Source organism: Pseudomonas sp. 3HC3 (assembly GCF_044904505.1).
Taxonomy (GTDB): Bacteria; Pseudomonadota; Gammaproteobacteria; order Pseudomonadales; family Pseudomonadaceae; genus Aquipseudomonas; species Aquipseudomonas putida_Y.
In genome coordinates, this window is record NZ_JADDRH010000028.1 from 1 (window position 1) to 25824 (window position 25824).

A 25824-nucleotide genomic window follows, 5' to 3' on the forward strand; every position below is an offset into this window, starting at 1 on the left:
GTATCCAATTGTCCACCCCCGTGGTAGGAGCGGGTTTAGCCGCGAATACGGTGGCGGCAGCAACGGTGAACGGCGGGTGGGGATTGGCCAGCAGGGCCGGCCTCTTCGCGGGTGAACCCGCTCCTACAGCGGGCTGTATCCAATTGTCCACCCCCGTGGTAGGAGCGGGTTTAGCCGCGAATACGGTGGCGGCAGCAACGGTGAACGGCGGGTGGGGATTGGCCAGCAGGGCCGGCCTCTTCGCGGGTGAACCCGCTCCTACGACGGGCTGTATCCAACTGTCCACCCCCGGGGTAGAAGCGCCCTCGGTCAGAGGAACACGAACTTGGCAATGAAGATCGCGCACAGCACCCACAGGCTGGCCGAGATTTCCTTGTACTTGCCGGTACCCGCCTTCAAGGCCACATAGCTGATGAAGCCCAGGGCAATACCATCGGCGACCGAGAACGTCAGCGGCATCATGATCACCGTGACGATCGCCGGAATGCTGTCGGTGGCCTCATCCCAATGGATGTGCGCCATGCTACTCATCATCAGCATCGCAACGTAGATCAGTGCACCTGCTGTCGCGTAGGCAGGAATCATCCCGGCCAGCGGCGCGAAGAACATCGCGGCGATGAACAGCAGGCCTACCACCACAGCTGTCAGGCCGGTTCGGCCACCTGCGGCAACCCCCGCAGCACTCTCCACATAGCTGGTCACCGGCGGTACACCTACCACCGCGCCGAACACACTCGAGGCACTGTCAGCCTTCAACGCCTTCGACAGGTTCTCGATACGCCCGTCCGGTGCCACCAGGTTGGCCCGTTGCGCGACGCCCATCAGGGTGCCGGCGGTGTCGAACATGTGCACGAAGAGGAACGCCAGCACCACGCTGATCATGCTGACGTTGAACACGCCAGCCACGTCCATGGCCATCCAGGTGGGCGCCAGGCTCGGCGGCATCGACATCACCCCGCCAAACTTGACCAGGCCCAGGCCCCAGCCTGCGACGGTGACACCGATGATGCTGATCAGGATCGCGCCGAAGACCCGCTTGTAGCTGAGGATGGCGATCAGCAGGAAGCACACGGCTGCCAGCAGCGGCCCCGGTTCATGCAGCGAGCCCAGCTTGATCAGGGTGGCAGGGCTGTCGACGATGATGCCTGCGGTCTTCAGGCCGATCAGCCCGAGAAACAATCCGACGCCGGCCCCCATGGCATGGCGCAGGCTGACCGGGATGCTGTTGAGCAGCCATTCGCGCACTTTCGACAAGGTCAGGAACATGAACAACACGCCCGAGACGAATACCGCCCCCAGCGCCGTTTCCCAGTTGTAGCCCATGGTGCCGACCACGGTGTAGGTAAAGAAGGCATTGAGCCCCATGCCTGGCGCCAGGCCTACCGGCCAGTTGGCGTACAGGCCCATCAGCAGGCAGCCCAGCGCGGCGGCGATGCAGGTGGCGACGAAAGCGGCACCATGGTCGATGCCGGCGTCGGCCATGATGTTGGGGTTGACGAAGATGATGTAGGCCATGGTGATGAAGGTGGTCACCCCGGCGATCATTTCGGTTCTGACGGTGCTGCCGTGTTGCTTGAGTTTGAAAATCCGCTCCAGCCAGCTCGTTTCGAGCGGTGGGGCGAGATCCAGCGTAGGGGCTTCGGATTTGCGGCTTTCCACAGCGGGTACTCCTCAAGTCTTTCTTGTTGTTATGGAGCCAGTTTCCTGCGCAATGCACTTGGCGGCTCCGCGAGGGAAGGCAGACGTCTGACCGTTTGTTGACTCAAGGGTCAAGAAGTTGCTCGATGGATTATGCTTTTGTGTACAAATAATGCAAATAATGTTTTATGTTTTGTATGCGCAATGCGTCGTACAACGGCTATATAGGTAAAACGCCCCCTGCGGAATCGCCTCAGCCTGTGTACAATGGCGCCATACTTTCTCTTCGTGCCTCGAGAGCCCATGAACGAACAGCTGCAACCTCTGAAAAAACCTGCACGAGTCGGCAAGGCCGGCCGCAGCGGTACCCAGGACGACATCGTCTACGCGCATATTTTCGAGGCCATCCTCGAGCAGCGTCTGGCTCCGGGCACCAAGTTGAGCGAGGAAGCGCTGGGCGAGATCTTTGGCGTCAGCCGCACCATCATCCGCCGCGCCTTGTCGCGCCTGGCCCACGAAAGCGTGGTGTTGCTGCGGCCCAACCGCGGCGCGGTGGTGGCCAGCCCGACCGTGGAAGAGGCGCGCCAGGTGTTCTTCTCGCGGCGCATGGTCGAACGCGCCATCACCGAGCTGGCGGTGCAGCATGCTACCCTCGACCAGCTCAACGAGCTGCGGCAGATGGTGCGTGAGGAGCGCGACAGCTTCTCGCGCGGTGACCGGGGTGCCGGCATCCGCCTTTCCGGTGAGTTCCACCTCAAGCTGGCCGAAGCGGCGGGCAATGCACCGCTGGTAAGTTTCCAGCGCAGCCTGGTCTCGCAGACTTCGCTGATCATTGCCCAGTACGAAAGCGGCAACCGCTCGCACTGCTCTTACGATGAGCACATGCAGCTTATCGATGCCATCGAGGCGCGCGATGCCGAGCAGGCCGTGAGCCTGATGATGCATCACATGGACCACATCGACAGCAAGCTGAACCTGGACGAGGAGAGCGCCTCGGACGATTTGCATGCGGTGTTCTCGCATCTGTTGAAAAAGCCCAAGGTTTCCGTCAAGGGTTGATCGTTTGCCGGTGTGATCGAGGGGCTGCACGGCAGCCCCCAGCCACTACTGGCCATAACCCAAAGGTCTGCTAAATTCTTGTGAGCAAACCTTCATCAAGCAGTTGGGCTTGCGCATTCGTTGCGTTCAACTTCTTGAGGAACGGATTCATGAGCATGTCCCTGGGTAAACGCATGGGGGCCGAACTGATCGGCACCTTCTGGCTGGTCCTTGGTGGCTGTGGCAGTGCGGTACTCGCAGCCAGTTCCCCTCTCGGCATCGGTGTGCTCGGTGTCGCCTTCGCCTTCGGCCTCACCGTACTGACCATGGCCTTCGCCATCGGCCATATCTCGGGCTGCCATCTAAACCCTGCCGTGTCGTTCGGGCTGGTGGTAGGCGGGCGCTTCCCTGCCAAAGAGCTGCTGCCTTATGTGATCGCCCAGGTGATCGGTGCCATCCTGGCGGCCGGGGTGATCTACCTCATCGCCAGCGGCAAGGCCGGGTTCGAGTTGTCTTCGGGGTTGGCTTCAAACGGCTACGCCGACCACTCACCCGGTGGCTATACGCTGGGTGCGGGCTTTGTCAGTGAAGTGGTGATGACCGCCATGTTCCTGGTGGTGATCATGGGTGCGACCGACTCTCGCGCACCGGCAGGTTTTGCACCCATCGCCATCGGTCTGGCCCTTACCCTGATCCACCTGATCTCGATCCCGATCACCAATACTTCGGTCAACCCCGCGCGTAGCACGGGGCCGGCCTTGTTCGTCGGTGGCTGGGCCCTGCAGCAGCTGTGGCTGTTCTGGGTGGCGCCGCTGATCGGTGCTGCAATCGGCGGCGCGCTGTATCGGGGCCTGGCGAAAGAACCTTAGCGCTGGTGCACGCAGCGCCCGGCGGCGTAGGTTTCACGCACGGTACGGTCATCGCCCAGGGTGGTGAGCACGAACAAGGTTTCTTCGATGCTGTTGGACTGCTGGATGCGGTAGTCCAGCAGTGGCGTGGCCTTGTAGTCCAGCACCACGAAGTCGGCATCGTTGCCCGGGCGCAGGCTGCCGATACGGTCGTCCAGGCGTAGCGCGCGAGCGCCGCCGAGGGTGGCCAGGTACAGCGATTTGTACGGGTGCAGGCGCGCGCCTTGCAGCTGCATCACCTTGTATGCCTCGTTCAGGGTGTTAAGCAGAGAGAAGCTGGTGCCGGCGCCAACGTCGGTACCCAGGCCCACGTTGACCTTGAACCGCTCGGCCTGGGGCAGGTTGAACAGGCCGCTGCCGAGGAACAGGTTGGAGGTGGGGCAGAAAGCCACGGCCGAGCCGGTTTCGGCCAGGCGCTGGCACTCGTCGTCGCACAGGTGCACGCCGTGGGCAAACACCGAGCGCTCGCCCAGCAGCTCGAAGTGATCGTAGACGTCCAGATAACCCTTCTGCTCGGGGAATAGCGACTTGACCCAGTCGATTTCCTTGAGGTTTTCCGACAGGTGCGTGTGCATGTACACGCCCGGGTGCTCCTTGAGCAATTGGCCGGCCAGGGTCAATTGTTCCGGCGTGCTGGTTGGGGCGAAGCGTGGGGTCACTGCATAGTGCAGGCGGCCTTTGCCGTGCCAGCGCTCGATCAGTGCCTTGCTTTCGGCATAGCCGGACTCGGCGGTGTCGGTCAGGTAGTCCGGGGCATTGCGGTCCATCATCACTTTGCCGGCGATCAGGCGCAGGTCCAGGCGCTCGGCTTCTTCGAACAGGGCGTTGACCGACTCCGGGTGCACGCTGCCGAATACCAGCGCAGTGGTGGTGCCGTTGCGCAGCAGTTCCTTGAGGAAGATCTTCGCCACCTGGTCGGCGTGGCCTTTGTCGGCGAACTGCTTTTCGCAGGGGAAGGTGTAGGTGTTGAGCCAGTCCAGCAGCTGCTCGCCGTACGAGCCGATCATGCCGGTCTGCGGGAAGTGGATGTGGGTATCGATGAAGCCCGGGGTGATCAGCGCGTCCTGGTAGTGCTCGACCGGGATGCCGGCATCCAGCGTCGGCAGCAGTTCACTGGCGTGCCCAACGGCGCTGATGCGGCCATCGTCGACCACCAGCAGGCCGTCTTCGTAGTATTCATGGGAAGCCTCCAGGCCCACCTCGGCCGGGTCGGCAATGCTGTGCAGGATGGCGGCACGGTAGGCTTTGCGGGTAACGGTCATAACACACTCGTCAAATGGCTTGGCTGCGGCGGGAGGGCGGCAGCAATTGGGCAATGGGGCCGGCATTGGCGGCAGCGTCGTGCTGGCCGAAGCAGGCGTTGTAAGTGGCAATGATTTCACCGGCGATAGACACGGCGATCTCGATGGGCAGCTTGCCCTTGACCTCGGTCAGGCCCATAGGGCAGCGCATGCGTGCCATGACGGCCTCGTCGAAACCTCGCTCGCGCAGGCGGTGCTCGAACTTGACCCGTTTGGTCTTCGAGCCGATCAGGCCGAACCAGGTGAAATCGTTGCGCTTGAGAATGGCGGCGGTCAGTTCCAGGTCGAGCTGGTGGTTGTGGGTCATGACGATGCAGTAGCTGCCGGGCGGCAGGTCCGCGACTTCGTCGACCGGTTCCTCACTGACGACCTTGGTCACCCCCTTGGGGATGAGTTCGGGGAATTCCTGTTCACGCGAGTCAATCCAGCGCACCCGGCAGGGGAGCGCGGCGAGCAAGGGTACCAGAGCCCTGCCGACATGGCCCGCGCCGAACACGGCGATCTGCGCCTGCACAGCGGCCATCGGCTCGAACAGCAGCACGGTGGCGCCGCCGCAACACTGGCCCAGGCTGGCGCCGAGGCTGAAGCGCTCCAGGTGCGGGGTGGTGCGCTGCTCTTCGAGCATTTGTCGGGCGATGTGCAAGGCTTTGTATTCGAGGTGCCCGCCGCCGATGGTGTCGAACAGGCCGCTGGCGCTGACCACCATCTTTGAGCCGGCATTGCGCGGTGTCGAGCCGCGTTCCTCGATGATGGTCACCAGCACGCAGGCTTCGCCACGTGACTGGTGGTCGGCGAGGGCGTTGATCCATTTGTGCATGATGCAACCTCTCTAAGCCATGCTGCCGACCCGGGTAGGAGCGGGATTACCCGCGAATGTAGCGGTGAAGCTGATATCGCATTCGCGGGTAAACCCGCTCCTACCAGGGCCTTGCGTTGTCAGGGGGTGATGGTTTCCAGTTCCAGTTCGCGCGACTGTGTTTCAGCCACTGCCTTGCGCATCTGCTCGCAGCCCCACAGCACCCGCTCAGGTGTGGCTGGCGCATCCACCTGCGGCTGCACGCGGTAGTCGGCGAGGCTGGCCACGGCATCCTTGATTGCACACCAGGCAGCGATGCCGAGCATGAACGGTGGCTCGCCCACGGCCTTGGAGTGGAACACGGTGTCTTCCGGGTTTTTGCGGTTCTCCACCAGTTTTACCCGCAAGTCCAGTGGCATGTCGGCCACGGCCGGGATCTTGTAGCTGGCCGGGCCGTTGGTCATCAGCTTGCCTTTGGCGTTCCACACCAGCTCTTCGGTAGTCAGCCAGCCCATGCCCTGGATGAAGCCGCCCTCTACCTGGCCGATGTCGATCGCAGGGTTCAGCGAATCGCCCACGTCGTGCAGGATGTCGGCGCGCAACATCTTGTATTCGCCGGTCAGCGTATCGACGATCACTTCGACGCAGGCAGCGCCAAAGGCGAAGTAGTAGAACGGCCGGCCGCGGGCCTGGCTGCGGTCGTAGAAGATCTTCGGTGTGCGGTAGAACCCGGTGCTGGACAGCGACACCTGAGCGAAGTAAGCCTGCTGCACCAGTTGCTCGAAGCTGACGATCTGGTCGCGCACCCGCACATGGCCGTTGCGGAATTCGACGTCTTCCTCGGTCACCTTATAGTGCCGTGCGGCAAACTCGGTCAGGCGGCGCTTGAGGATTTCAGCCGCGTTCTGCGCCGCCTTGCCGTTCAGGTCGGCGCCGCTGGACGCAGCCGTAGGTGAGGTGTTAGGCACCTTGTCGGTGTTGGTGGCGGTGATCTGGATGCGGCTGAAGTCCACCTGGAAGATCTGCGCCACCACCTGGGCCACCTTGGTGTTCAGGCCCTGGCCCATTTCGGTACCGCCGTGGTTCAGGTGAATGCTGCCGTCGGTGTAGATATGGATCAGTGCACCGGCCTGATTGAGGAAGGTGGCGGTGAACGAAATGCCGAACTTGACCGGTGTCAGTGCCAGGCCTTTCTTCAGGATCGGGCTGTTGGCGTTGAAGCGGCGGATCGACTCGCGGCGTTCGGCGTAGTCGCTGCTGGCTTCCAGTTCGGCGGTCATCTCTTCGAGCATGTTGTGCTCGACGGTCTGGTAGTAGTGGGTGACGTTGCGTTCGGTCTTGCCGTAATAGTTGGCCTTGCGCACGGCCAGCGGGTCACGGCCCAGATGACGGGCGATATGGTCCATCACCTGCTCGATGGCGACCATGCCCTGTGGGCCGCCAAAGCCACGGTAGGCGGTGTTGGAGGCGGTGTTGGTCTTGCAGCGGTGGCCGTGGACGGTGGCATCGCCCAGGTAGTAAGCGTTGTCGGAGTGGAACATGGCGCGGTCGACGATCGAGCCGGACAGGTCGGGCGAGTAGCCGCAATTGCCGGCCAGGTCGAAATTGATACCGTGCAGCCGGCCGTTGTCGTCGAAGCCCACGTCATACTCGACGTAGAACGGGTGGCGCTTGCCGGTCATGGTCATGTCTTCGACCCGCGGCAGGCGCATCTTGGTTGGCTGGCCGGTCAGGCGCGCGACTACCGCGCACAGGCATGCCGGGCTGGCGGCCTGGGTTTCCTTGCCGCCAAAGCCGCCACCCATGCGGCGCATGTCCAGCACCACTTTGTTCATCGGCACGTCGAGCACTTCGGCGACCAGTTTCTGCACTTCGGTGGGGTTCTGCGTGGAGCAGTAGACGATCATGCCGCCGTCTTCGGTAGGCATGACCGAGGAAATCTGCGTTTCGAGGTAGAAGTGCTCCTGGCCGCCGATGTGCAGGGTGCCCTGAATGCGGTGCGGGGCGTTGGCCAGGGCAGCAGCCGAATCGCCGCGCTGATGGGTGTGGCTATCGAGCACGAAGTGCTTCTTGCGCAGCGCCTCGACCACGTCCAGCACCGGTTCCAGGTCTTCGTACTCGACGATGGCGGCCATGGCCGCTTTGCGTGCGGTTTCAAGATCGCGGGCAGCGACAGCGAGCACCGGCTGGCCGAAGAACTCGACCTTGTCGATGGCCAGCAGCGGGTCGCCGGCCACCACCGGGCCGATGTCCTTCAGGCCGGGGATGTCTTCGTGGGTGATGGCGATACGCACACCCTCGAAGGCATAGCACGGCGTGGTGTCGATGCGCAGGATGCGCGCATGGGCGCGGTCGGCGGTGCGGGCATAGACGTGCAACTGGTTGGGGAATTCCAGGCGATCGTCGATGTACAGCGCCTCCCCCGATACATGCTTGTCGGCGCTGTCGTGCTTGACGCTGCGGCCGACCCCGGTGGTCAGGTCCTGGCTGAACAGTTCGGCCATCTCGGCCTGGCTCTTGGCTACGTGATGGTTAGACATAAGCGGTCACCCGGGTTTCGATGTACGGTGTTTGCTGTTCGATGAAATACTTGCGCAGCAGGTTCTGCGCGGTCAGCAGGCGGTATTCCTTGCTGGCGCGGAAGTCGCTGAGCGGGGTGAAGTCCTCGGCCAGGGCCTGGCAGGCGCGCTCGATGGCAGCCTGGTCCCACGGCTTGCCGCGCAGCGCCGCCTCACAGGCGCGGGCGCGCTTGGGAATCGCCGCCATGCCGCCGAAGGCGATACGCACACCGCTGACCACACCGTCTTCGATGCTGAGGTTGAAGGCTGCGCACACGGCGGAGATGTCATCGTCCAGGCGCTTGGACACTTTATAGGCGCGGAACGCCCAGTCACTGGAGGCGCGCGGTACGATGATCTTCTCGATGAACTCGCTGTCCTGGCGAGCCGTGATGCGGTAGTCGATGAAGTAGTCTTCCAGCGGCATCACCCGTTGGCGTTCACCCTGGCGCAGCACCACCTGCGCGTCCAGGGCAATCAGCAGGGGTGGCGAGTCGCCGATTGGCGAGGCGTTGCCGATGTTGCCGCCGAGGGTGCCCTGGTTGCGTATCTGCAGCGAGGCAAAGCGGTGCAGCAGGGCGCCGAAGTCGGGATATTCCTCGTTAAGCGCGCCATAGCAGTCGGTGAGCGGGGTGGCGGCGCCGATTTCCAGGTGGCTGGCGGTTTTCTCGATGCGCTTGAGCTCGGCCACGTGGCCGACGTAGATCATCACGGGCAAGGTCTTGTGGAACTGGGTGACTTCCAGCGCCAGGTCGGTACCACCGGCCAGCAGCCGCGCTTCGGGGTGCGAGCTGTAAAGGTCGGCCAGATCCGCCACGGTCAGCGGCACCAGGCAGCGCTTGTCGCCGCTGTTCAGCTCGCCGGTCTGCGTCGGGGCAATGGCCTTGAGGCGGCTGATGGTTTGCGCCTGCTGGGCATCGAACTGGTCGCGGCAGGGCTGGCGGCAGCTCTGCTCGGCGGCGTCGAGGATCGGCCGGTAACCGGTGCAGCGGCACAGGTTGCCAGCCAGGGCTTCCTGGGCCTGGTGCAGGTCAGGGCCGCTGCTGTTCTTTTGCAGGGCGAACAGCGACATGACAAAGCCGGGGGTGCAGAAGCCGCACTGCGATCCATGGCAATCGGCCATGGCCTGTTGCACGCTGTGCAGCTGGCCTTGGTGCTTGAGCCCCTCGACGCTGATCAGTTGCTTGCCGTGCAGCGACGACACAAAGGTCAGGCACGAATTGAGGCTGCGGTAGCGCAGGCTGTCGTTGCCTTGGTCGTCCTGGCTCAGTTCACCGACCACCACGGTGCACGCACCGCAGTCACCACTGGCGCAGCCCTCCTTTGTGCCGGGTTTGCCCAGGTGCTCGCGCAGGTACTGCAGCACTGTCATGTTAGGGTCCAGGGCGTGCTCACTACGCAGCTCCTGGTTGACGAGAAACTGGATCACGGGGATGGCCTCGCAATGGTTTTATTGTTGTTGGGCGGACTCTAAGCAAGACCTGTCTGGCAGGTCAATATTTTTCTGACTCAAGGGTCAAGAAAATGCACGTATCCATGCCCAGCCGCACACACTGCCTCTATTCCAAGCATAGATCGCGCCGGGTGCGTGGCTGTCTGAAAGGTCAAATAAACCACCTGGCCCCTCTGCGCGATTACCGCCCAAGTACGCTACAATTCGCCCCCTGTGCCCAGTTCAATGATTTTGAAGGAAAACCATGACGTTCAAGGCCCCGGACAGCCTCTCCGAGCAGATTGCCGATTACCTGGCCGAACGCATCATCCGCGGCGAGCTGGCGCCGGGCGAACGTATCCAGGAGCAGAAGGTTACCCAGGCGCTCAACGTCAGCCGCGGCTCGGTGCGCGAAGCACTGCTGATCCTCGAACGCCGCCATCTGGTGGCGATCCTGCCGCGACGTGGTGCCCATGTCACCGAACTGGACGAACGCAGCGTTCGTAGCCTGTGCTCGCTGATGGGCGAGTTCTACATCCTGCTGGGCAATGCGGTTGCGCAAAAATGGCGCACCGAAGCCGACCTGCGCCCGTTTCTGGAGATCCAGCAGCGGCTGCAGCGTGCCCATGACCAGCTCGACATCAAGACCTTCGTCGCCGACAGTTTTGCGGTCATGCGTGCGGCCTATCCGTTCGCCGACAACCCGTTCCTGCAGGAAACCGTGGAAAACCTGCAACCGGCCATGAGCCGTGCCTATTACCTGTCGCTGGACCAGCGCCAGGCCAACATGATCGACTATCTCGACCTGTTCGCCCGCCTGCTCGAAGCCGTGGTCTCCCGCGACCTGCCGCGCATTCGCGAGGTGCTCACCGCCTATGGCCAGCGCAGCTGCGAACTGGTGCTGGCGGCACTGGCCAGAGGCTGACCGATGCGCCTGAAGTGCATTCGCCTGGCCGGGTTCAAGTCGTTCGTCGACCCGACCACGGTCAACTTCCCCAGCAACATGGCGGCCGTGGTTGGCCCAAACGGCTGCGGCAAGTCCAATATCATCGACGCGGTGCGTTGGGTGATGGGCGAAAGTTCGGCGAAAAACCTGCGCGGCGAGTCGATGACGGACGTCATCTTCAACGGCTCCAGTGGCCGCAAGCCGGTCAGCCAGGCCAGTATCGAACTGGTGTTCGACAACAGCGAAACCACCCTGGTCGGCGAGTATGCCGCCTACGCCGAGATTTCGATCCGCCGCAAGGTTACCCGCGACGGGCAGAACAGCTATTACCTCAACGGCACCAAGTGCCGCCGGCGTGACATCACCGATATCTTCCTCGGGACGGGTCTGGGGCCGCGCAGTTACTCGATCATCGAGCAGGGCATGATCTCCAAGCTGATCGAGGCCAAGCCCGAGGAGCTGCGAAACTTCATCGAGGAAGCGGCGGGCATTTCCAAATACAAGGAGCGCCGCCGTGAAACCGAGAACCGCATCCGCCGCACCCAGGAAAACCTAGCGCGTCTGACCGACCTGCGCGAAGAGCTCGAGCGCCAGCTGGAGCGTCTGCATCGCCAGGCCCAGGCCGCCGAGAAGTACCGTGAGTACAAGGCTCAGGAGCGCCAGATGAAAGCGCGCCTGTCTGCCTTGCGCTGGCGAGGCCTGGACGAACAAGTCCGCCAGCGCGAATCGGTGATCGGCGACCAGGGCGTTTCTCACGAGGCGCTGGTGGCCGAGCAGCGCAATGCCGATGCCAGTATCGAACGCCTGCGCGACGGTCATCACGAACTGTCCGAACGCTTCAACCAGGTGCAGGGCCGTTTCTACTCGGTGGCCGGTGACATCGCCCGGGTTGAGCAGAGCATTCAGCACGGCCAGCAGCGCCTGCGCCAGTTGCAGGACGACTTCAAGGAAGCCGAGCGCACGCGCCTGGAAACCGAATCGCACCTGGGGCACGACCGTACTTTGCTGGCAACCCTGGGCGAAGAGCTGGTCATGCTCGAACCCGAGCAGGAAATGACCCTGGCGGCTGCCGAGGAAGCCGCTGCCGCGCTTGAAGAGGCCGAGCTGGGCATGCACGGCTGGCAGGAGCAGTGGGACAGCTTCAACAGCCGCTCCGCCGAACCGCGCCGCCAGGCCGAAGTGCAGCAGGCGCGCCTGCAGCAGCTGGAAACCAGTCTTGAGCGCCAGGCCGAGCGCCAGCGCAAGTTGGTCGAGGAGCGCGAGCAACTGGGCAGCGACCCGCAGGATGCCGCCATGCTCGAACTGGCCGAGCAACTGGCCAGCAGCGAAATGCTGCTGGAGGAACTGCAGCTCTGCGAAGAGCAGGTGATCGAGCGCCTGGAAAACGCACGCGAGCAACTGCAGCAGGCCACCCAGGCGCAACAGCAGGCACAGGGCGACCTGCAGCGCCTGGGCGGGCGCCTGGCCTCGCTTGAAGCCTTGCAGCAGGCCGCCCTGGAGCCGGGCGCAGGTGCTGCGCAATGGCTGCACGGCCAAGGGCTGGAGCAACAGCCGCGGCTGGCTGAAGGCTTGCGGGTGGAGCCGGGTTGGGAGCTGGCGGTAGAGACCGTGCTTGGTGCCGATCTGCAGGCCGTGCTGGTGGACGATTTCAACGACCTCGATTTTGCGGGCCTGGAGCAGGGTGAACTGCGCTTGCTGCTGGCCGTCGGCGCGGGGGCGACGTTGCCCGGCAGCTTGCTGGAGAAGGTCGAGGGCCGTATCGACCTGGCGCCCTGGCTGGGCCAGGTCAGGCCTGTGGAAGACCTGGCCCAGGCACTGGAGCAGCGCGGGTCGCTCGGCGAAGGGCAGAGCCTGGTCAGTCGCGATGGCTATTGGGTCGGCCGGCACTTCCTGCGGGTGCGCCGGGGTGGCGAGGCCGAAGGCGGCGTGCTGGCGCGTGGCCAGGAAATCGAACGCCTGGGCCAGGAGCAACTGGTACAGGAAGCGGCGCTGGAACAGCTCGATCAACAGTTGCAGGCCCTGCGCGAGCAGCAACTGGACCTGGAGGAGCAGCGCGAACAGTTGCGCCGCCGTACACAGGATGAAAACCGCCTGCACGGCGAGCTGAAGGCCAGTCTTTCGGCCAGCCGCGCGCGCGCCGAGCAGGTCGAGTTGCGCCGCCGCCGCCTGCACGAAGAGCTGGGCGAGCTGGAAGAGCAGCGCGCCCTGGAACACGAGCAACTGGGCGAAGCACGCCTGCTGCTGCAAGAGGCTCTGGAGCTCATGGCCCAGGACACCGAGCAGCGCGAACAGTTGATGGCCCGCCGCGATACCCTGCGCGAAAGCCTTGACCGGGTGCGTCAGGAGGCCCGTCAGCACAAGGATCACGCTCACCAGTTGGCGGTACGCCTGGGTTCGCTGCGCGCCCAGTACGATTCTACCCGCCAGGCTCTGGAGCGCCTGGAGCTGCAAGCTGCGCGCCTGACCGAGCGCCAGGAACAACTGAGCCTGAACCTGGAGGAGGGGGAAGCCCCGCAGGAAGAACTGCGCCTGAAGCTGGAGGAACTGCTGGAGCGGCGCATGAGCGTCGACGAGGAAATGCGCCTGGCTCGCCTGCACATGGACGAAGCCGACCGCGAACTGCGCGATGCCGAAAAGCGCCGCACCCAGGCCGAGCAGCAGGCCCAGTTGCTGCGCGGTCAACTGGAGCAACTGCGCCTGGAGTGCCAGGGCCTGGATGTGCGGCGCAAGACCCTGCAAGAGCAGTTGCTGACCGACGGCTATGACCTGCAAGGCGTGCTCGCCACCCTGGAAGCCGAGGCCAGCGAGCAGGGTACCGAACAGGAACTGGAGCAGCTTGAGGTGCGCATCCAGCGCCTGGGGGCGATCAACCTGGCGGCCATCGAAGAATACGAGCAGCAGTCCGAGCGCAAACGTTACCTGGACGCTCAGGACGCCGACCTGGTCGAAGCGCTGGAGACCCTCGAAAACGTCATCCGCAAGATCGACAAGGAAACCCGCAACCGCTTCAAGGATACCTTTGATCAGATAAATGCCGGATTACAGGCACTTTTCCCAAAAGTTTTCGGTGGTGGCAGCGCTTATCTGGAACTGACGGGCGAAGATCTACTCGATACAGGGGTGACGATCATGGCGCGCCCCCCGGGCAAGAAGAACAGCACCATCCATTTGCTGTCCGGCGGCGAGAAGGCACTGACCGCTTTGGCGCTGGTGTTTGCCATCTTCAAGTTGAACCCCGCACCGTTCTGCATGCTCGACGAGGTCGATGCGCCGCTGGACGATGCCAACGTCGGGCGCTATGCGCGTCTGGTCAAGGAAATGAGTGAAAGCGTGCAGTTCATCTACATCACCCATAACAAGATTGCGATGGAGATGGCGGATCAATTGATGGGGGTGACCATGCATGAGCCGGGCTGTTCACGCCTTGTTGCGGTTGATGTGGAGGCGGCCATGGCCATGGTCGACGCTTGATGTACGACGATAGGGGCACATTCTGTAGCGAAATGCCCCCGCCGTGTGCGACAGACGGTGTAAAGTTGTCTTTGGTCGTGCTAGCTTAATGTCACTCGTTTTTTGCGTGGGTAAAACGCCTGTCAGAACATAGAGTTGGCGCCACGTGTTAAAGGGCTTTGAACCCTTTGTTTTCAAGCATATTTTTATAGAGGCACGGGATTACATGGAAATCGGTCTGCGCGAGTGGCTGATCGTTATCGGCATCATTGTTATTGCCGGGATTCTTTTCGACGGCTGGCGCCGCATGCGCGGCGGCAAAGGCAAGTTGAAATTCCGTCTGGATCGCAGTTATTCCAACCTGCCGGACGAAGAGGGTGGCAGTGCCGAGGTGCTCGGCCCGTCGCGAGTGCTCGATACCCACAAGGAGCCTGAGCTTGACGAAAGCGACCTGCCGTCGCTCAGCGCGTCTGCGCGTGATCGCGAGCGTGAGCCCAAGCCGGTCAAGGCCAGCAAGCGCGGCAAGCGTGCCAGTGCGGCTGCCGATGTGCAGCAGGGTGACCTGAACCTGAGCGCCGAGCAGCGCGAGCCCGACCTGTTTGCCGACAGCGATGACGACTTTGCCGCCGACAACAACCGTAGCAGCGGCGCAGCGCCTGCCAGCAGCAGCGTCAAGGAGTTGCCACCCGCCGAAGAGGTGCTGGTCATCAGCGTGATCTCCCGCGACGAGGGGGGCTTCAAGGGCCCGGCGTTGCTGCAGAACATCCTGGAAAGTGGCTTGCGCTTCGGCGAAATGGACATCTTCCACCGCCACGAGAGCATGGCCGGTCACGGCGAGGTGCTGTTCTCGATGGCCAACGCAGTCAAGCCTGGCGTGTTCGACCTGGACGACATCGATCATTTCAGCACCCGCGCTGTGAGCTTCTTCCTCGGCTTGCCGGGCCCGCGTCATCCGAAGCAGGCCTTCGATGTGATGGTTGCCGCGGCACGCAAGCTGGCCCACGAACTGAACGGTGAGCTCAAGGATGACCAGCGCAGCGTACTGACTGCCCAGACCATCGAGCACTACCGCCAGCGTATCGTCGAGTTCGAGCGCCGCGCGCTGACCCAGAAACGCTGACAGATCCAGACGAAAGAGCAGCCTGAGGGCGTGCTGGCCGGTTCGGGTATCGTCGTTGCCTGTGCCGGCCTCTTCGCGGGTAAACCCGCTCCTGCAGGTACATCACCGCCCTAGGGCATGTGACGCCCTTGTAGGAGCGGGTTTACCCGCGAAGAGGCCGGCACAGTCAACAGACACCTGGAACCCCACGCACCACCCCAAGCTGCTCTTTTGCTTTGCAAGAGAAGACAATCCCATGACCGCCGAATCCCGTATCCTCGAACTGCGTGCCGAGCTCGATCAGCATAACTATCGCTACTACGTGCTCGACGAGCCCAGCGTGCCCGATGCCGAATACGACCGCCTGTTCAACGAGCTCAAGGCGCTGGAAGCCGAACACCCGCACCTGGTAACCCCTGACTCGCCCACCCAACGTGTGGGTGGAGCTGCCCTGGCGGCGTTCAGCCAAGTGCGTCACGAAGTGCCCATGCTCAGCCTGGGCAACGCCTTCGAAGAAGCCGACCTGCGTGAGTTCGGCCGTCGCGTGGTAGAAGGCCTCGATCAGCCTGGCGCGGTCGACTACAGCTGCGAACCCAAGCTTGATGGCCTGGCCGTGAGCCTGTTGTACCGCGACGGCCAGCTGGTGCAGGGGGCCACCCGTGGCGATGGCACGACCGGAGAAGACATCAGTGCCAACGTGCGCACTGTGCGCAATATCCCGCTCAAGCTGCAGGGAGAGGGCTGGCCGGCGGTGCTGGAGGTGCGCGGCGAGGTGTACATGAGCAAGGCCGGTTTCGACCGGCTCAATGCCGCCCAGGCCGAGGTCGGAGGCAAGACCTTCGCCAACCCGCGCAATGCCGCCGCTGGCAGCTTGCGCCAGCTGGACTCGAAAATCACCGCCAGCCGTCCGCTGGAGTTCTGCTGCTATGGCGTTGGCCAGGTGTCCGAAAGTATCGGCGACAGCCACATCGGCATCCTCGAGCAACTCAAAGTATGGGGCCTGCCGATCAGTCGCGAGCTCAAGCATGCGGCCGGCATAGAGGAATGCCTGGCCTACTACCGCGACATTGGCGAGCGGCGTAACAGCCTGCCGTATGAGATCGACGGGGTAGTGTTCAAGGTCAACAGCCTGGCCGCCCAACGCGAGCTGGGCTTCCGCGCCCGTGAGCCACGCTGGGCGATTGCCCACAAGTTCCCGGCCATGGAAGAGCTGACCGAGGTGCTGGATGTCGAGTTCCAGGTTGGCCGTACGGGGGCAGTCACGCCTGTGGCGCGGCTGAAGCCGGTCAAGGTGGCTGGGGTTACCGTGTCCAACGCCACCCTGCACAACATGGACGAAATCGCGCGCCTTGGCCTGCGCATTGGCGATACGGTGATCATTCGCCGGGCCGGCGACGTGATCCCGCAGGTGATGCAGGTGGTGCTGGAGCGTCGTCCGCAAGACGCCCGCCCGGTAGACGTACCAAGCGAGTGCCCGGTGTGTGGTTCGCAGGTCGAGCGTACCCAGCTGGTAAAGCGCAGCAAAGGCAAGGCAACCACCAGCGAAGGCGCGGTGTACCGCTGTGTCGGCCGCCTGGCCTGCGGCGCCCAGCTCAAGCAAGCGATCATTCACTATGTATCGCGCCGCGCCATGGACATCGACGGCCTGGGCGAGAAGAGCGTCGAGCAGTTGGTGGATGAGGGCCTGATCGGCTCGCCGGCTGACCTGTACAAGCTGCAGTTCGAGCAGATCGTCGGCCTTGAAGGCTTCGCCGAGGTGTCCAGCAAGAAGTTGCTCGATGCCATTGAAGCCAGCAAGCGCCCGAGCCTGGCGCGTTTCATCTACGCCCTGGGCATTCCTGATGTAGGCGAAGAGACCGCCAAGGTGCTGGCCCGCTCGCTGGGTAGCCTGGCCCGCGTCCAGCAGGCGCTGCCGCAGGTGCTCACCTACCTGCCGGACATCGGCCTGGAGGTTGCCTACGAGATCCACAACTTCTTTGAAGACGAGCACAACCAGAAGGTTATCCAGCAACTGCTCGACAGCGGTATGCAGTTGCAGGACGAAGGCGAGCTGGCCGCCGAGTTCGCTGCCAGCACCACCTTGGCCGGGATGATCGCCAAGCTCGACATCGCCTCTGTCGGCCCTACCGGCGCCGAGAAGCTGGTGGCCAGGCTCGACAGCCTGGACAAGATCATCGCCGCCGACGGCATCGACCTGCGCCAGGCATTGGCGGCGAAGCAGGCAGACGCGGTGCGCGAGTTCTTCAAGGATGAAGCGAACCAGAAGCTGGCGCGGGACATCGAGGCACAGCTGCTGGCGTTCGGCATGCACTGGCGCAACGAGAAGAAAGTGGCTGAAGGCTTGCCACTGGCTGGTCAGACCTGGGTGCTGACCGGCACCCTGGAGCGCATGAGCCGGGACATTGCCAAGGACAAGCTGGAAAGCCTGGGGGCCAAGGTGGCGGGTTCGGTTTCCGGCAAGACCCACTGCGTGGTGGCAGGACCGGGGGCAGGCTCCAAGCTGGCCAAGGCTGCTGCGCTGGGTGTGAAGGTACTGGACGAAGATGCCTTCGTCACATTCCTGGCCGAGCAGGGCATAGCGGTCTAGGCATCCGCGCCCCCCTGTGGGGGGCAACTGTCTTGCTCAAAATTTGAAAAGCCTGCGCGGTCACCCGTAGGAGCGGGTTTACCCGCGAATGGGCCCGTCCAGGCCGCCTCGACCCTGACAAGTCATTGAGAAATGATGACTTTTTCTGCCGCAGTGGTTGTATCTGCCCCAAAGACCGGTACAATGGCGCCACTCGCTGCTCAGCGAGGCATGTAGTGGTGGCCCCATCGGTCCCCCCGCATTGATTACCCGTTAACCTGGTCAGGCCCGGAAGGGAGCAGCCATAGCGGGAACATCGAGTGCCGGGGTGTGGCTGGTGGGGCCGCCTCCATTTCTGGGGTCGGAAAACCTCAATCTGTAACGAACGCCTTCGTTCTTTCCTGCTTTTCGCCCAATGCTCCCGCCGCTGACAGCTTCATCAGCCGCTGAAATTTCGGGCATGCCAGATGATCTTTCTCAGGGCATTGAGCTGCATGGCGCAACCCCTTGCTCATGGCCTGCAAGCGCCTGATCCGCGCGTCAAGTTCGTCTGCCTTGGCATTCAGCATCTGCCGGTCGACCTGCAGGTCCACCAGCATCGCCCCCACTTCATCCAGCGAAAACCCCGCAGCCTGCCCCAGGGCGATCAGCGCCAGCCTGTCCGCCACATCGGCTGCAAACTGTCGTCGCTGGCCGCGCCCGGCCAGGGACTTGAGCAAGCCTTTCTTCTCGTAGTAGCGGAGTGTCGATGCAGGTACGCCTGTGCGTTTGGCGACGTCGGCAATGTCCATTTCGGGCCCTTGACTTGAAGTTGACTTCAACTTCTATGCTGCGCGGCATGGGTAAGGACCGTCAACTTTCGAGGGCTTGTTCAATGACGTTTACTGCTATGTTTTTAGCTGCGTTGCCGATTGGCATCGGTGCCACAGTAGTGATGGACCTGTGGGGGCTGCTGCTGAGGCGGTTGGGTGTGGCAACGCTGAACTTTGCCATGGTCGGGCGTTGGGCGGGGCACTTGCTAGGCGGGCGTGTTTCGCACCAAGCGATTGCCAAAGCGGAACCGGTGCGAAATGAGTTGGCGTGGGGATGGGTGATTCACTACGCCACCGGCGTGCTTTTCGCGATGCTGCTGCTTGTGATCGTAGGGGAGGGCTGGTTGCGATCGCCTACTCTTTTATCTGCAGTAGTTGTGGGTGTGGGTACAGTCGTGGCGCCGCTGTGCTTCATGCAGCCGGCCATGGGGGCAGGGTTCTTTGCGTCCAGAACGCCGACACCTGCGCGGAACTGTTTGAAGAGCCTGGTCACGCATTTTGTGTTTGGTGTGGGGTTGTTCTTGAGTGCGTATTTACGGGCTTTGGTGTGAAGACAGGGAACCCGATTACAGTAAGCACATGATCAGAGTGCCCGCTTTTAAGATAGGTCTGATAACGGTCTAGGAAAGCCCCTACACGTCAGGCAGGCATAGCGAATTATCCTACGTGTTCCGTCGACTCCCGTCTGATTGTCCCGGTCAACCTCGCCCACTAGGCTTTCGCGGTCGCTGTCAGTTCAGCGATCGGGTGTGGAAGCCTGGGTGGCACATGGGACAGTTGTCATTTATGGCGGCTGTGCGCGGGAGGTATTCGTACCTGCCGGGTCTACCGTGTGCCTGGTCTTCCACCCCGCGTACAGTTGCCACCCTAATGCGTGGAAGCAGAAGGGGACAACACAGCCAACACGGAGCTGTCATGAAAAAACTGGTCCCCGATCCACCCCACGTCTTCGATCTTCCCCAAGGTAAATCCCTTTCCCGCGCGATCAGCGAAGGCATCGTCCCGATGGAGTTCGCGTTGATGAATGTTTCCCACTACCTGATGTTCGCCTACAGTGATAGCCGGCGGGCGCTTGAGCGCATTCAGGACGAAGAAGCCAGGCAGTTATTGGAGCATGGGTTGCGGGCCATGCAGATTGCCTGGGGGCAGGCGGATGCTGTCAGCTTGGCGTTTGAGCGTAAAGGCTGGTGACGTTGAGTTTGTGATAGAGATTGTGAGTGTGCCGCACAACGCTGTGGGAGCGGGCATGCCCGCGAAGAATATAACGCGGTGGATGGCACCGGCTATGCCGGTGTTCGCGGGCAAGCCCGCTCCCACAGGGATCGCGCCAGCTTTTAGAAATTGAGAAAGACAGTTGCTCCCACAGTGTTTGCGCAAGCGTTCGCGAAATGAGCAGGGCCGTTAGTTGCGCTGGCTGTGTGCCGGCATTTTGCTGGGTATTTCGGGCCGGGCCACAGACATACTGTCCGGGTCACCCGTCCCTCCATACCGCCGCACAATTCGCTCGATCTGCCCCGACTGCTTCATTCTTACCAGCGCCCGCAACAGCCCTTGTGTCGGTATCGCCGGATCGTTGCGCACCATGCACCCCAAATCCTGTTCGTCCAGCACCGCCAGCGCTTGCAATTGCTGCTCCGCTGGCAACCCTTGGTTGAACCACTGTAGCGACAACTGGTTGCTCACCGCATGGCGATACCGGCCTGCCTGCAGCTTTTGCAGCACCAGCAACTGGCTGCGGCTGTCCTCACGGTGCAGCTGGCCGTGGTCCAGCAGCGGTTGCAGGGTTGAATAGGTGTAGCCCAGCACCGTGCCGATCGCCTGGGGTGGCAGTCGCTCCGGGGGTATCGGGGTGCTGTCGCCAGCGCGGCCAACCAGCACATCGCGCTGATGAATCAGCGGGATACTCCACACAAAATCCCTTGGACGGTCGTTGAGCCATTGGGTACTGACGTAGCAACGGACATCTATATCGCCGCTGCTCATCGCCTCCTCCAGACGCAGGCGGGCCATGACGTGAAACTCGGGGCGAACGCCCACCTCCCTGGCAACGGCTTGCATCAGGTCGTGAAGCAATCCCTCCACTGGCTGATCGTCTTCGATGCGTACCAGCGGCATGCTCCAGCTCTCGGCGACGGAAAAGCGCAGCACCGGCTGGTCAGCCATGCTGTTTGTAGACCACAGCAGTAACAGGGCCAGCAGTCTTCGCAAAGGCAATCCTCCCTGGACAATGCGCCATTCCAAGCTTAGACGAGTTGCGCAGGGTGCAATTTTGCCCCCGCTCCGCTAGCATTAGCGATCTTCCGCTCGATCAGGCTACGATGGTTTTTCGATGAGTTATCAGGTTCTTGCACGAAAATGGCGTCCGCGCTCGTTCCGCGAAATGGTCGGCCAGACCCATGTGCTCAAGGCCTTGATCAATGCCTTGGACAACCAGCGCCTGCACCATGCCTACCTGTTCACCGGTACCCGCGGCGTGGGCAAGACGACCATCGCCCGTATTATCGCCAAGTGCCTGAACTGTGAAACCGGCATCACCTCCACGCCCTGTGGCACCTGTTCGGTGTGCCGTGAAATCGACGAAGGCCGTTTCGTCGACCTGATCGAGATCGACGCCGCCAGCCGCACCAAGGTCGAGGACACCCGCGAACTGCTCGATAACGTGCAGTACGCCCCCAGCCGTGGGCGCTTCAAGGTCTACCTGATCGACGAAGTGCACATGCTCTCGACCCACTCGTTCAACGCCTTGCTCAAGACGCTGGAAGAGCCACCGCCCTACGTCAAGTTCATCCTCGCCACCACCGACCCGCAGAAGCTGCCGGCCACTATCCTGTCGCGCTGCCTGCAGTTCTCGTTGAAAAACATGAGCCCGGAGCGGGTTGTGGAGCACCTCAGCCACGTACTGGCCGCCGAAAATGTGCCGTTCGAGGAAGATGCCCTGTGGCTGCTGGGCCGTGCGGCCGATGGTTCCATGCGTGATGCCATGAGCCTGACCGACCAGGCCATCGCCTTTGGTGAAGGCAAGGTACTGGCTGCCGATGTACGTGCCATGTTGGGTAGCCTCGACCATGGCCAGGTGTATGGGGTCTTGCAGGCACTGCTCGAAGGCGATGCCAGGGCTTTGCTGGAGGCCGTGCGTAACTTGGCCGAGCAAGGGCCGGACTGGTCGGGCGTTCTGGCCGAAATGCTCAATGTGCTGCACCGTGTAGCCATTGCCCAGGCGCTGCCCGAAGCGGTAGACAACGGCCAGGGTGATCGCGAGCGGGTATTGGCGCTGGCTTCGGCGCTGCCGGCCGAGGATGTGCAGTTCTATTATCAGATGGGCCTGATTGGCCGCCGTGACCTGCCCCTTGCACCGGACCCGCGCGGTGGCTTCGAGATGGTGCTGCTGCGCATGCTGGCGTTCCGCCCGGCAGACACGGACGATGCACCGAAGCCGGTGCTAAAGCCAACGGGGATCAGCCAGGCCACAGCTGATCCTGCAGCGCAGGTGGCAGCCCCGGCGCCGGTCGCGCTTTCATCGCCTGTCGCCGCCGTGCCGGCGGAGCCGGTAGCGCAAGCGCCGCAGCTTGAAGTGCCTGCCCCCGCGACGGCTGACCATGAGCCGGAGGCCGAGCCAGACCTTGAGCTGAAAGCCGAGGCCGAGGCCATCTCGGTACCTCAGCCTGTCGCCGAAGTGGTCGACCTGCCGTGGGAAGAACCAGCAGTTGCACCTGCGCCGTCAGCGGCTGAACCTGCTCCTGCCCCGGCTCCTGCGCCCGAGCCTGTTGCCCCGGTGCCGTCCGCACAGGCCACCCCGGTACACGACGAGCCGCCCTTCGACCCGTCCGCCTACGCTGCCGTGGGGATGGACCGGGACGATGAGCCACCGTTGGACGAAGACTATTACGGCGGCGAAAGCGATCCGGCAGGTTTCAGCTACCTGGACGAGTTGGCCGATCATGTTCAGGAAGACGTGTCCAAACCGGCTGCCGAACCGTTGCCGGCAGCCAAACCGGCCACCGGCCTGGCCCTGCAATGGCTGGAATTATTCCCACAGTTGCCTGTGTCCGGGATGACAGGCAACATCGCAGCAAACTGTACGCTGATTGCCGCCGATGGCGACGACTGGCTGCTGCATCTGGACCCGGGCCAGGGGGCGCTGTTCAACGCAACCCAGCAGCGGCGCCTGAACGAAGCGCTCAACCAGCACCTGGGGCGCACGCTGAACCTGCGTATCGAGCTGATCCTGCCCGAGCAGGAAACCCCGGCTCAGGCCGCAGCGCGCAAGCGTGCCGAGCGCCAGCAGGATGCAGTTGCTTCGATCGAGCAGGATCCGTTGATCCAGCAGATGATCAAGTTGTTCGGCGCCAAGGTGCGGCAGGATACTATTGAGCCTGTAGAAGCCCTGGTCAGCCAGGGCCAGTAACGGATAACCATGCGGCCGGCCCGGTGCCGGGCCGCATCACATGACCCAATCGAGGTATACCCCATGATGAAAGGTGGCATGGCCGGCCTGATGAAGCAGGCCCAGCAGATGCAGGAAAAAATGCAGAAGATGCAGGAAGAACTGGCCAACGCCGAAGTCACTGGCCAGTCCGGTGGTGGCTTGGTGAGCGTGGTGATGACCGGTCGTCACGACGTCAAGCGCGTCAGCATCGACCAGAGCCTGATGTCGACTGATGAAGATGACAAGGAAGTACTGGAAGACCTCATTGCCGCTGCGCTGAACGACGCAGTGCGCAAGGTTGAGCAAAGCAGCCAGGAAAAGATGGGCGGCATGACCGCTGGCATGCAGCTGCCGCCAGGCTTCAAGATGCCGTTCTAAGGGCATTGCGATACTCAAAACCGCCGCTGATATCAGCGGCGTTTTTTTTGCGTAGATCTCAACCCAGGCGCGGTCTGCTTTTTTATGTCGGGACAACTGTTGTGCTCGAACTTTGAAATTTTGCACGATCACTGTGGCTTTCCAGTTTTGTGCAAGGCAATTGCGCTCATATAACTGCAGGGCGCGTAGACTTGGGGTGACCTGATTTGACGCCACCGCCCTCGCTGGGTATAAACCGCCTCTTATTGAATTGTCAGGCCTTTCCCATGAGCTTCAGCCCCCTCATCCGCCAACTGATCGACGGCCTGCGCATCTTGCCAGGTGTCGGTCAGAAAACCGCCCAGCGCATGGCCCTGCAACTGCTCGAGCGCGACCGCAGTGGCGGGCTGCGCCTGGCTCAGGCCTTGACCCAGGCCATGGAAGGGGTAGGGCATTGCCGCCAGTGTCGCACCCTCACCGAGCAGGAGCTGTGCCCGCAGTGCGCCGACCCGCGCCGTGACGACACCCAGCTGTGCGTGGTCGAGGGGCCGACCGATGTGTATGCGGTGGAGCAGACGGGCTACCGTGGCCGTTACTTCGTGCTCAAGGGGCACCTGTCGCCGCTGGATGGCCTGGGGCCTGAGGCGATCGGCATTCCGCAGCTGATGGCGCGGATCGAAGAGCAGGGCACTTTTACCGAGGTGATCCTGGCGACCAACCCGACGGTGGAAGGCGAAGCGACGGCGCATTACATTGCCCAGTTGCTGAGCGAGAAGGGCTTGGTGGCGTCTCGCATTGCCCATGGTGTGCCGCTGGGCGGCGAGCTGGAGATGGTGGACGGCGGTACCCTGGCCCATGCCTTTGCAGGGCGCCGGCCCATTTCGCTCTGATTCATTGGGGCCGCTTGGCGGCCCATTCGCGGGTAAACCCTACAAAAAATGCGCGGCCTTTGTAGGAGCGGGTTTACCCGCGAATGGGCTGCAAAGCAGCCCCAAAAGCCCACTCAGTACTCGCTGAGGGAAAACTCGGTCAGGCAGAAGGTAGGTACCCCGGCCGCCTGCAATCGACGCGAGCCGTCCAGTTCCGGCAGGTCGATGATCGCCGCCGCCTCGAACACCTGCGCCCCGGTACGACGCACCAGGTTGGCCGCCGCCAGCAGGGTCCCGCCAGTTGCTATCAAATCATCGAAGATCAACACCGAATCGCCTTCGCACAGGCTGTCGGCATGCACTTCCAGGAAGGCCTCGCCGTACTCGGTCTGGTAACCCTCGCTCAGTACGTCGGCCGGCAGCTTGCCCTGCTTGCGGAACAGGATCAGCGGCTTGTTCAGCTGATGGGCGATGATCGAGCCGATCAGGAAGCCCCGCGCGTCCATGGCGCCGATGTGGCTGAATTCAGCCTCGACATAGCGCTCGATGAACTGGTCGGCCACATAGCGCAGCCCGCGTGGCGACTGGAATAACGGGGTAATGTCGCGGAAGATCACACCCGGTTTTGGGAAGTCCACTACCGGGCGGATCAGGGCTTTGAGGTCGAAGGCGTCGCTGTGCATTGTTGCGGGTATCCTGGGAAAACGAATGCCCAAGTATACCCGCTAAACGTGGCCTCAGGCCTCGATTGCACCACCGGCCAGCGCGCACAGCTGGATCGGGTCGAGGATGTGCACTTCCTTGCCCTCGGCGCGCAGCAGGCCGTTCTGCTGGAAGCGGGTGAACACCCGCGACACGGTTTCTACCGCCAGGCCAAGGTAGTTGCCGATTTCGTTGCGCGACATGCTCAGGCGGAACTGGTTGGCCGAATAGCCACGGGCACGGAAGCGCGCCGACAGGTTGACCAGGAAGGTGGCAATGCGCTCGTCGGCGGTCTTTTTCGACAGCAGCAACATCATTTGCTGGTCGTCGCGGATTTCGCGGCTCATTACCCGCATCAGCTGGCGACGCAACTGCGGCAGTTGCACCGAAAGCTCGTCAAGCCGCTCGAAGGGGATTTCACACACCGAAGTGGTTTCCTGGGCCTGGGCCGATACCGGGTAGGCCTCGGTATCCATGCCCGACAGGCCGACCAGTTCGCTGGGCAGGTGGAAGCCCGTGATCTGCTCTTCGCCGCTGTCGCTGAGGCTGAAGGTTTTCAGGGCTCCGGAACGTACTGCGTAGACCGAGCCAAAACTGTCACCCTGGCGGAACAGAAACTCGCCTTTCTTGAGCGGCCGCCCGCGTTTGACGATTTCATCCAGTGCGTCCATGTCTTCCAGGTTCAGCGAAAGAGGCAGGCACAGGGGGGCCAGGCTGCAATCCTTGCAATGGGCCTGGTTGTGTGGGCGCAGTTTGACTGGCTCGGACATTTGAATCGATCCTTGTGGGAAAGCACACATAAGTCGTAAGGGTAACTCACGACACAGGGTGTAGGCCAGTGTGCGCGGTGATGGTGCGCGCTGGCGAAACCCCGGCAGCTGGCCTGCCGGGAGTCCTTGTGTGCTGATAGTGTGCCTGACAAGGAA

The 25824-nt window shown here is 62.6% G+C and carries 20 protein-coding genes and 1 other RNA gene; 12 read left to right on the top strand and 9 right to left on the bottom strand.

Annotated features, from left to right (window positions below):
- Positions 1 to 309: 309 nt before the first annotated feature.
- Entirely contained in the window at positions 310 to 1659 is a 1350-nt protein-coding gene (locus tag INQ47_RS24230) for an NCS2 family permease (RefSeq protein WP_404702792.1), read from the bottom strand.
- Between the two features lie 282 nt (positions 1660 to 1941).
- Between INQ47_RS24230 and INQ47_RS24235 the strand changes: the two genes are divergently transcribed.
- Both INQ47_RS24235 and aqpZ read left to right on the top strand, forming a co-directional pair.
- Complete coding sequence (locus tag INQ47_RS24235) at positions 1942 to 2697, top strand: GntR family transcriptional regulator (RefSeq protein WP_021783018.1); 756 nt, start codon at positions 1942 to 1944, stop codon at positions 2695 to 2697.
- A gap of 149 nt (positions 2698 to 2846) precedes the next feature.
- On the top strand, positions 2847 to 3545 hold the full coding sequence (gene aqpZ, locus INQ47_RS24240; protein ID WP_021783019.1) for an aquaporin Z: 699 nt from the start codon (positions 2847 to 2849) through the stop codon (positions 3543 to 3545).
- Here aqpZ and guaD read toward each other — a convergent pair.
- From guaD to xdhA, 4 genes are all read right to left on the bottom strand, one after another.
- Entirely contained in the window at positions 3542 to 4846 is a 1305-nt protein-coding gene (gene guaD, locus INQ47_RS24245; RefSeq protein ID WP_088513761.1) for a guanine deaminase, read from the bottom strand. The two genes, aqpZ and guaD, sit on opposite strands and share 4 nt — an antisense overlap.
- A gap of 10 nt (positions 4847 to 4856) precedes the next feature.
- The gene (gene xdhC / locus INQ47_RS24250; protein ID WP_404702793.1) at positions 4857 to 5702 is read right to left on the bottom strand and encodes a xanthine dehydrogenase accessory protein XdhC; all 846 of its coding nucleotides are present in this window, start codon (positions 5700 to 5702) and stop codon (positions 4857 to 4859) included.
- 119 nt (positions 5703 to 5821) lie between these two features.
- The gene (xdhB, locus tag INQ47_RS24255) at positions 5822 to 8221 is read right to left on the bottom strand and encodes a xanthine dehydrogenase molybdopterin binding subunit (protein WP_404702794.1); all 2400 of its coding nucleotides are present in this window, start codon (positions 8219 to 8221) and stop codon (positions 5822 to 5824) included.
- Positions 8214 to 9668, bottom strand: a complete 1455-nt coding sequence (gene xdhA, locus INQ47_RS24260; RefSeq protein ID WP_404702795.1) for a xanthine dehydrogenase small subunit — start codon at positions 9666 to 9668, stop codon at positions 8214 to 8216. Before xdhA ends, xdhB begins: the two co-directional genes overlap by 8 nt.
- 268 nt (positions 9669 to 9936) lie before the next feature.
- Here xdhA and INQ47_RS24265 point away from each other — a divergent pair, with 268 nt between their 5' ends.
- The 5 genes from INQ47_RS24265 (at position 9937) to ffs (ending at position 18075) form a co-directional block, all read left to right on the top strand.
- Positions 9937 to 10596, top strand: coding sequence for a GntR family transcriptional regulator (locus tag INQ47_RS24265; protein ID WP_003254317.1), 660 nt, complete (start codon positions 9937 to 9939; stop codon positions 10594 to 10596).
- Between the two features lie 3 nt (positions 10597 to 10599).
- Entirely contained in the window at positions 10600 to 14088 is a 3489-nt protein-coding gene (gene smc, locus INQ47_RS24270; RefSeq protein ID WP_404702796.1) for a chromosome segregation protein SMC, read from the top strand.
- Positions 14089 to 14293: 205 nt separating this feature from the next.
- Entirely contained in the window at positions 14294 to 15187 is an 894-nt protein-coding gene (gene zipA, locus INQ47_RS24275) for a cell division protein ZipA (RefSeq protein ID WP_209967297.1), read from the top strand.
- Between the two features lie 235 nt (positions 15188 to 15422).
- Positions 15423 to 17753 (top strand): NAD-dependent DNA ligase LigA, encoded by a 2331-nt coding sequence (ligA, locus tag INQ47_RS24280; RefSeq protein WP_404702797.1) that lies wholly within the window; start codon positions 15423 to 15425, stop codon positions 17751 to 17753.
- Between the two features lie 225 nt (positions 17754 to 17978).
- An RNA gene (gene ffs, locus INQ47_RS24285) (signal recognition particle sRNA small type) lies at positions 17979 to 18075 on the top strand.
- A 28-nt stretch (positions 18076 to 18103) separates the two neighbouring features.
- Here ffs and INQ47_RS24290 read toward each other — a convergent pair.
- Positions 18104 to 18523, bottom strand: coding sequence for a helix-turn-helix domain-containing protein (locus tag INQ47_RS24290; RefSeq protein WP_103462252.1), 420 nt, complete (start codon positions 18521 to 18523; stop codon positions 18104 to 18106).
- 83 nt (positions 18524 to 18606) lie between these two features.
- Between INQ47_RS24290 and INQ47_RS24295 the strand changes: the two genes are divergently transcribed.
- Positions 18607 to 19095 (top strand): DUF2938 domain-containing protein, encoded by a 489-nt coding sequence (locus tag INQ47_RS24295; RefSeq protein ID WP_404702798.1) that lies wholly within the window; start codon positions 18607 to 18609, stop codon positions 19093 to 19095.
- Between the two features lie 364 nt (positions 19096 to 19459).
- Positions 19460 to 19735 carry a hypothetical protein gene (locus tag INQ47_RS24300; protein WP_404702799.1) on the top strand — a complete coding sequence of 92 codons (276 nt, stop codon included), beginning with the start codon at positions 19460 to 19462 and terminating at the stop codon, positions 19733 to 19735.
- Positions 19736 to 19945: 210 nt separating this feature from the next.
- Here the strand turns inward: INQ47_RS24300 and INQ47_RS24305 are convergent, their stop codons facing one another.
- Positions 19946 to 20752, bottom strand: a complete 807-nt coding sequence (locus INQ47_RS24305) for a substrate-binding periplasmic protein (protein WP_404702800.1) — start codon at positions 20750 to 20752, stop codon at positions 19946 to 19948.
- Positions 20753 to 20873: 121 nt separating this feature from the next.
- On the opposite strand from INQ47_RS24305, the gene dnaX reads away from it, so the two are divergent.
- The 3 genes from dnaX (at position 20874) to recR (ending at position 24217) form a co-directional block, all read left to right on the top strand.
- Positions 20874 to 22949 (top strand): DNA polymerase III subunit gamma/tau, encoded by a 2076-nt coding sequence (gene dnaX / locus INQ47_RS24310; protein ID WP_404702801.1) that lies wholly within the window; start codon positions 20874 to 20876, stop codon positions 22947 to 22949.
- Between the two features lie 63 nt (positions 22950 to 23012).
- On the top strand, positions 23013 to 23348 hold the full coding sequence (locus tag INQ47_RS24315; RefSeq protein ID WP_003254305.1) for a YbaB/EbfC family nucleoid-associated protein: 336 nt from the start codon (positions 23013 to 23015) through the stop codon (positions 23346 to 23348).
- A 266-nt stretch (positions 23349 to 23614) separates the two neighbouring features.
- Positions 23615 to 24217: a recombination mediator RecR gene (recR, locus tag INQ47_RS24320; RefSeq protein WP_003254304.1), complete on the top strand. Its 603-nt coding sequence runs from the start codon at positions 23615 to 23617 to the stop codon at positions 24215 to 24217.
- Between the two features lie 113 nt (positions 24218 to 24330).
- On the opposite strand, the gene INQ47_RS24325 is transcribed toward recR, so the two are convergent.
- Both INQ47_RS24325 and fnrA read right to left on the bottom strand, forming a co-directional pair.
- Positions 24331 to 24879, bottom strand: a complete 549-nt coding sequence (locus INQ47_RS24325; protein WP_009683910.1) for an adenine phosphoribosyltransferase — start codon at positions 24877 to 24879, stop codon at positions 24331 to 24333.
- 54 nt (positions 24880 to 24933) lie between these two features.
- Positions 24934 to 25668, bottom strand: coding sequence for a Crp/Fnr family transcriptional regulator FnrA (fnrA, locus tag INQ47_RS24330; protein ID WP_003254301.1), 735 nt, complete (start codon positions 25666 to 25668; stop codon positions 24934 to 24936).
- Positions 25669 to 25824 lie beyond the last annotated feature (156 nt).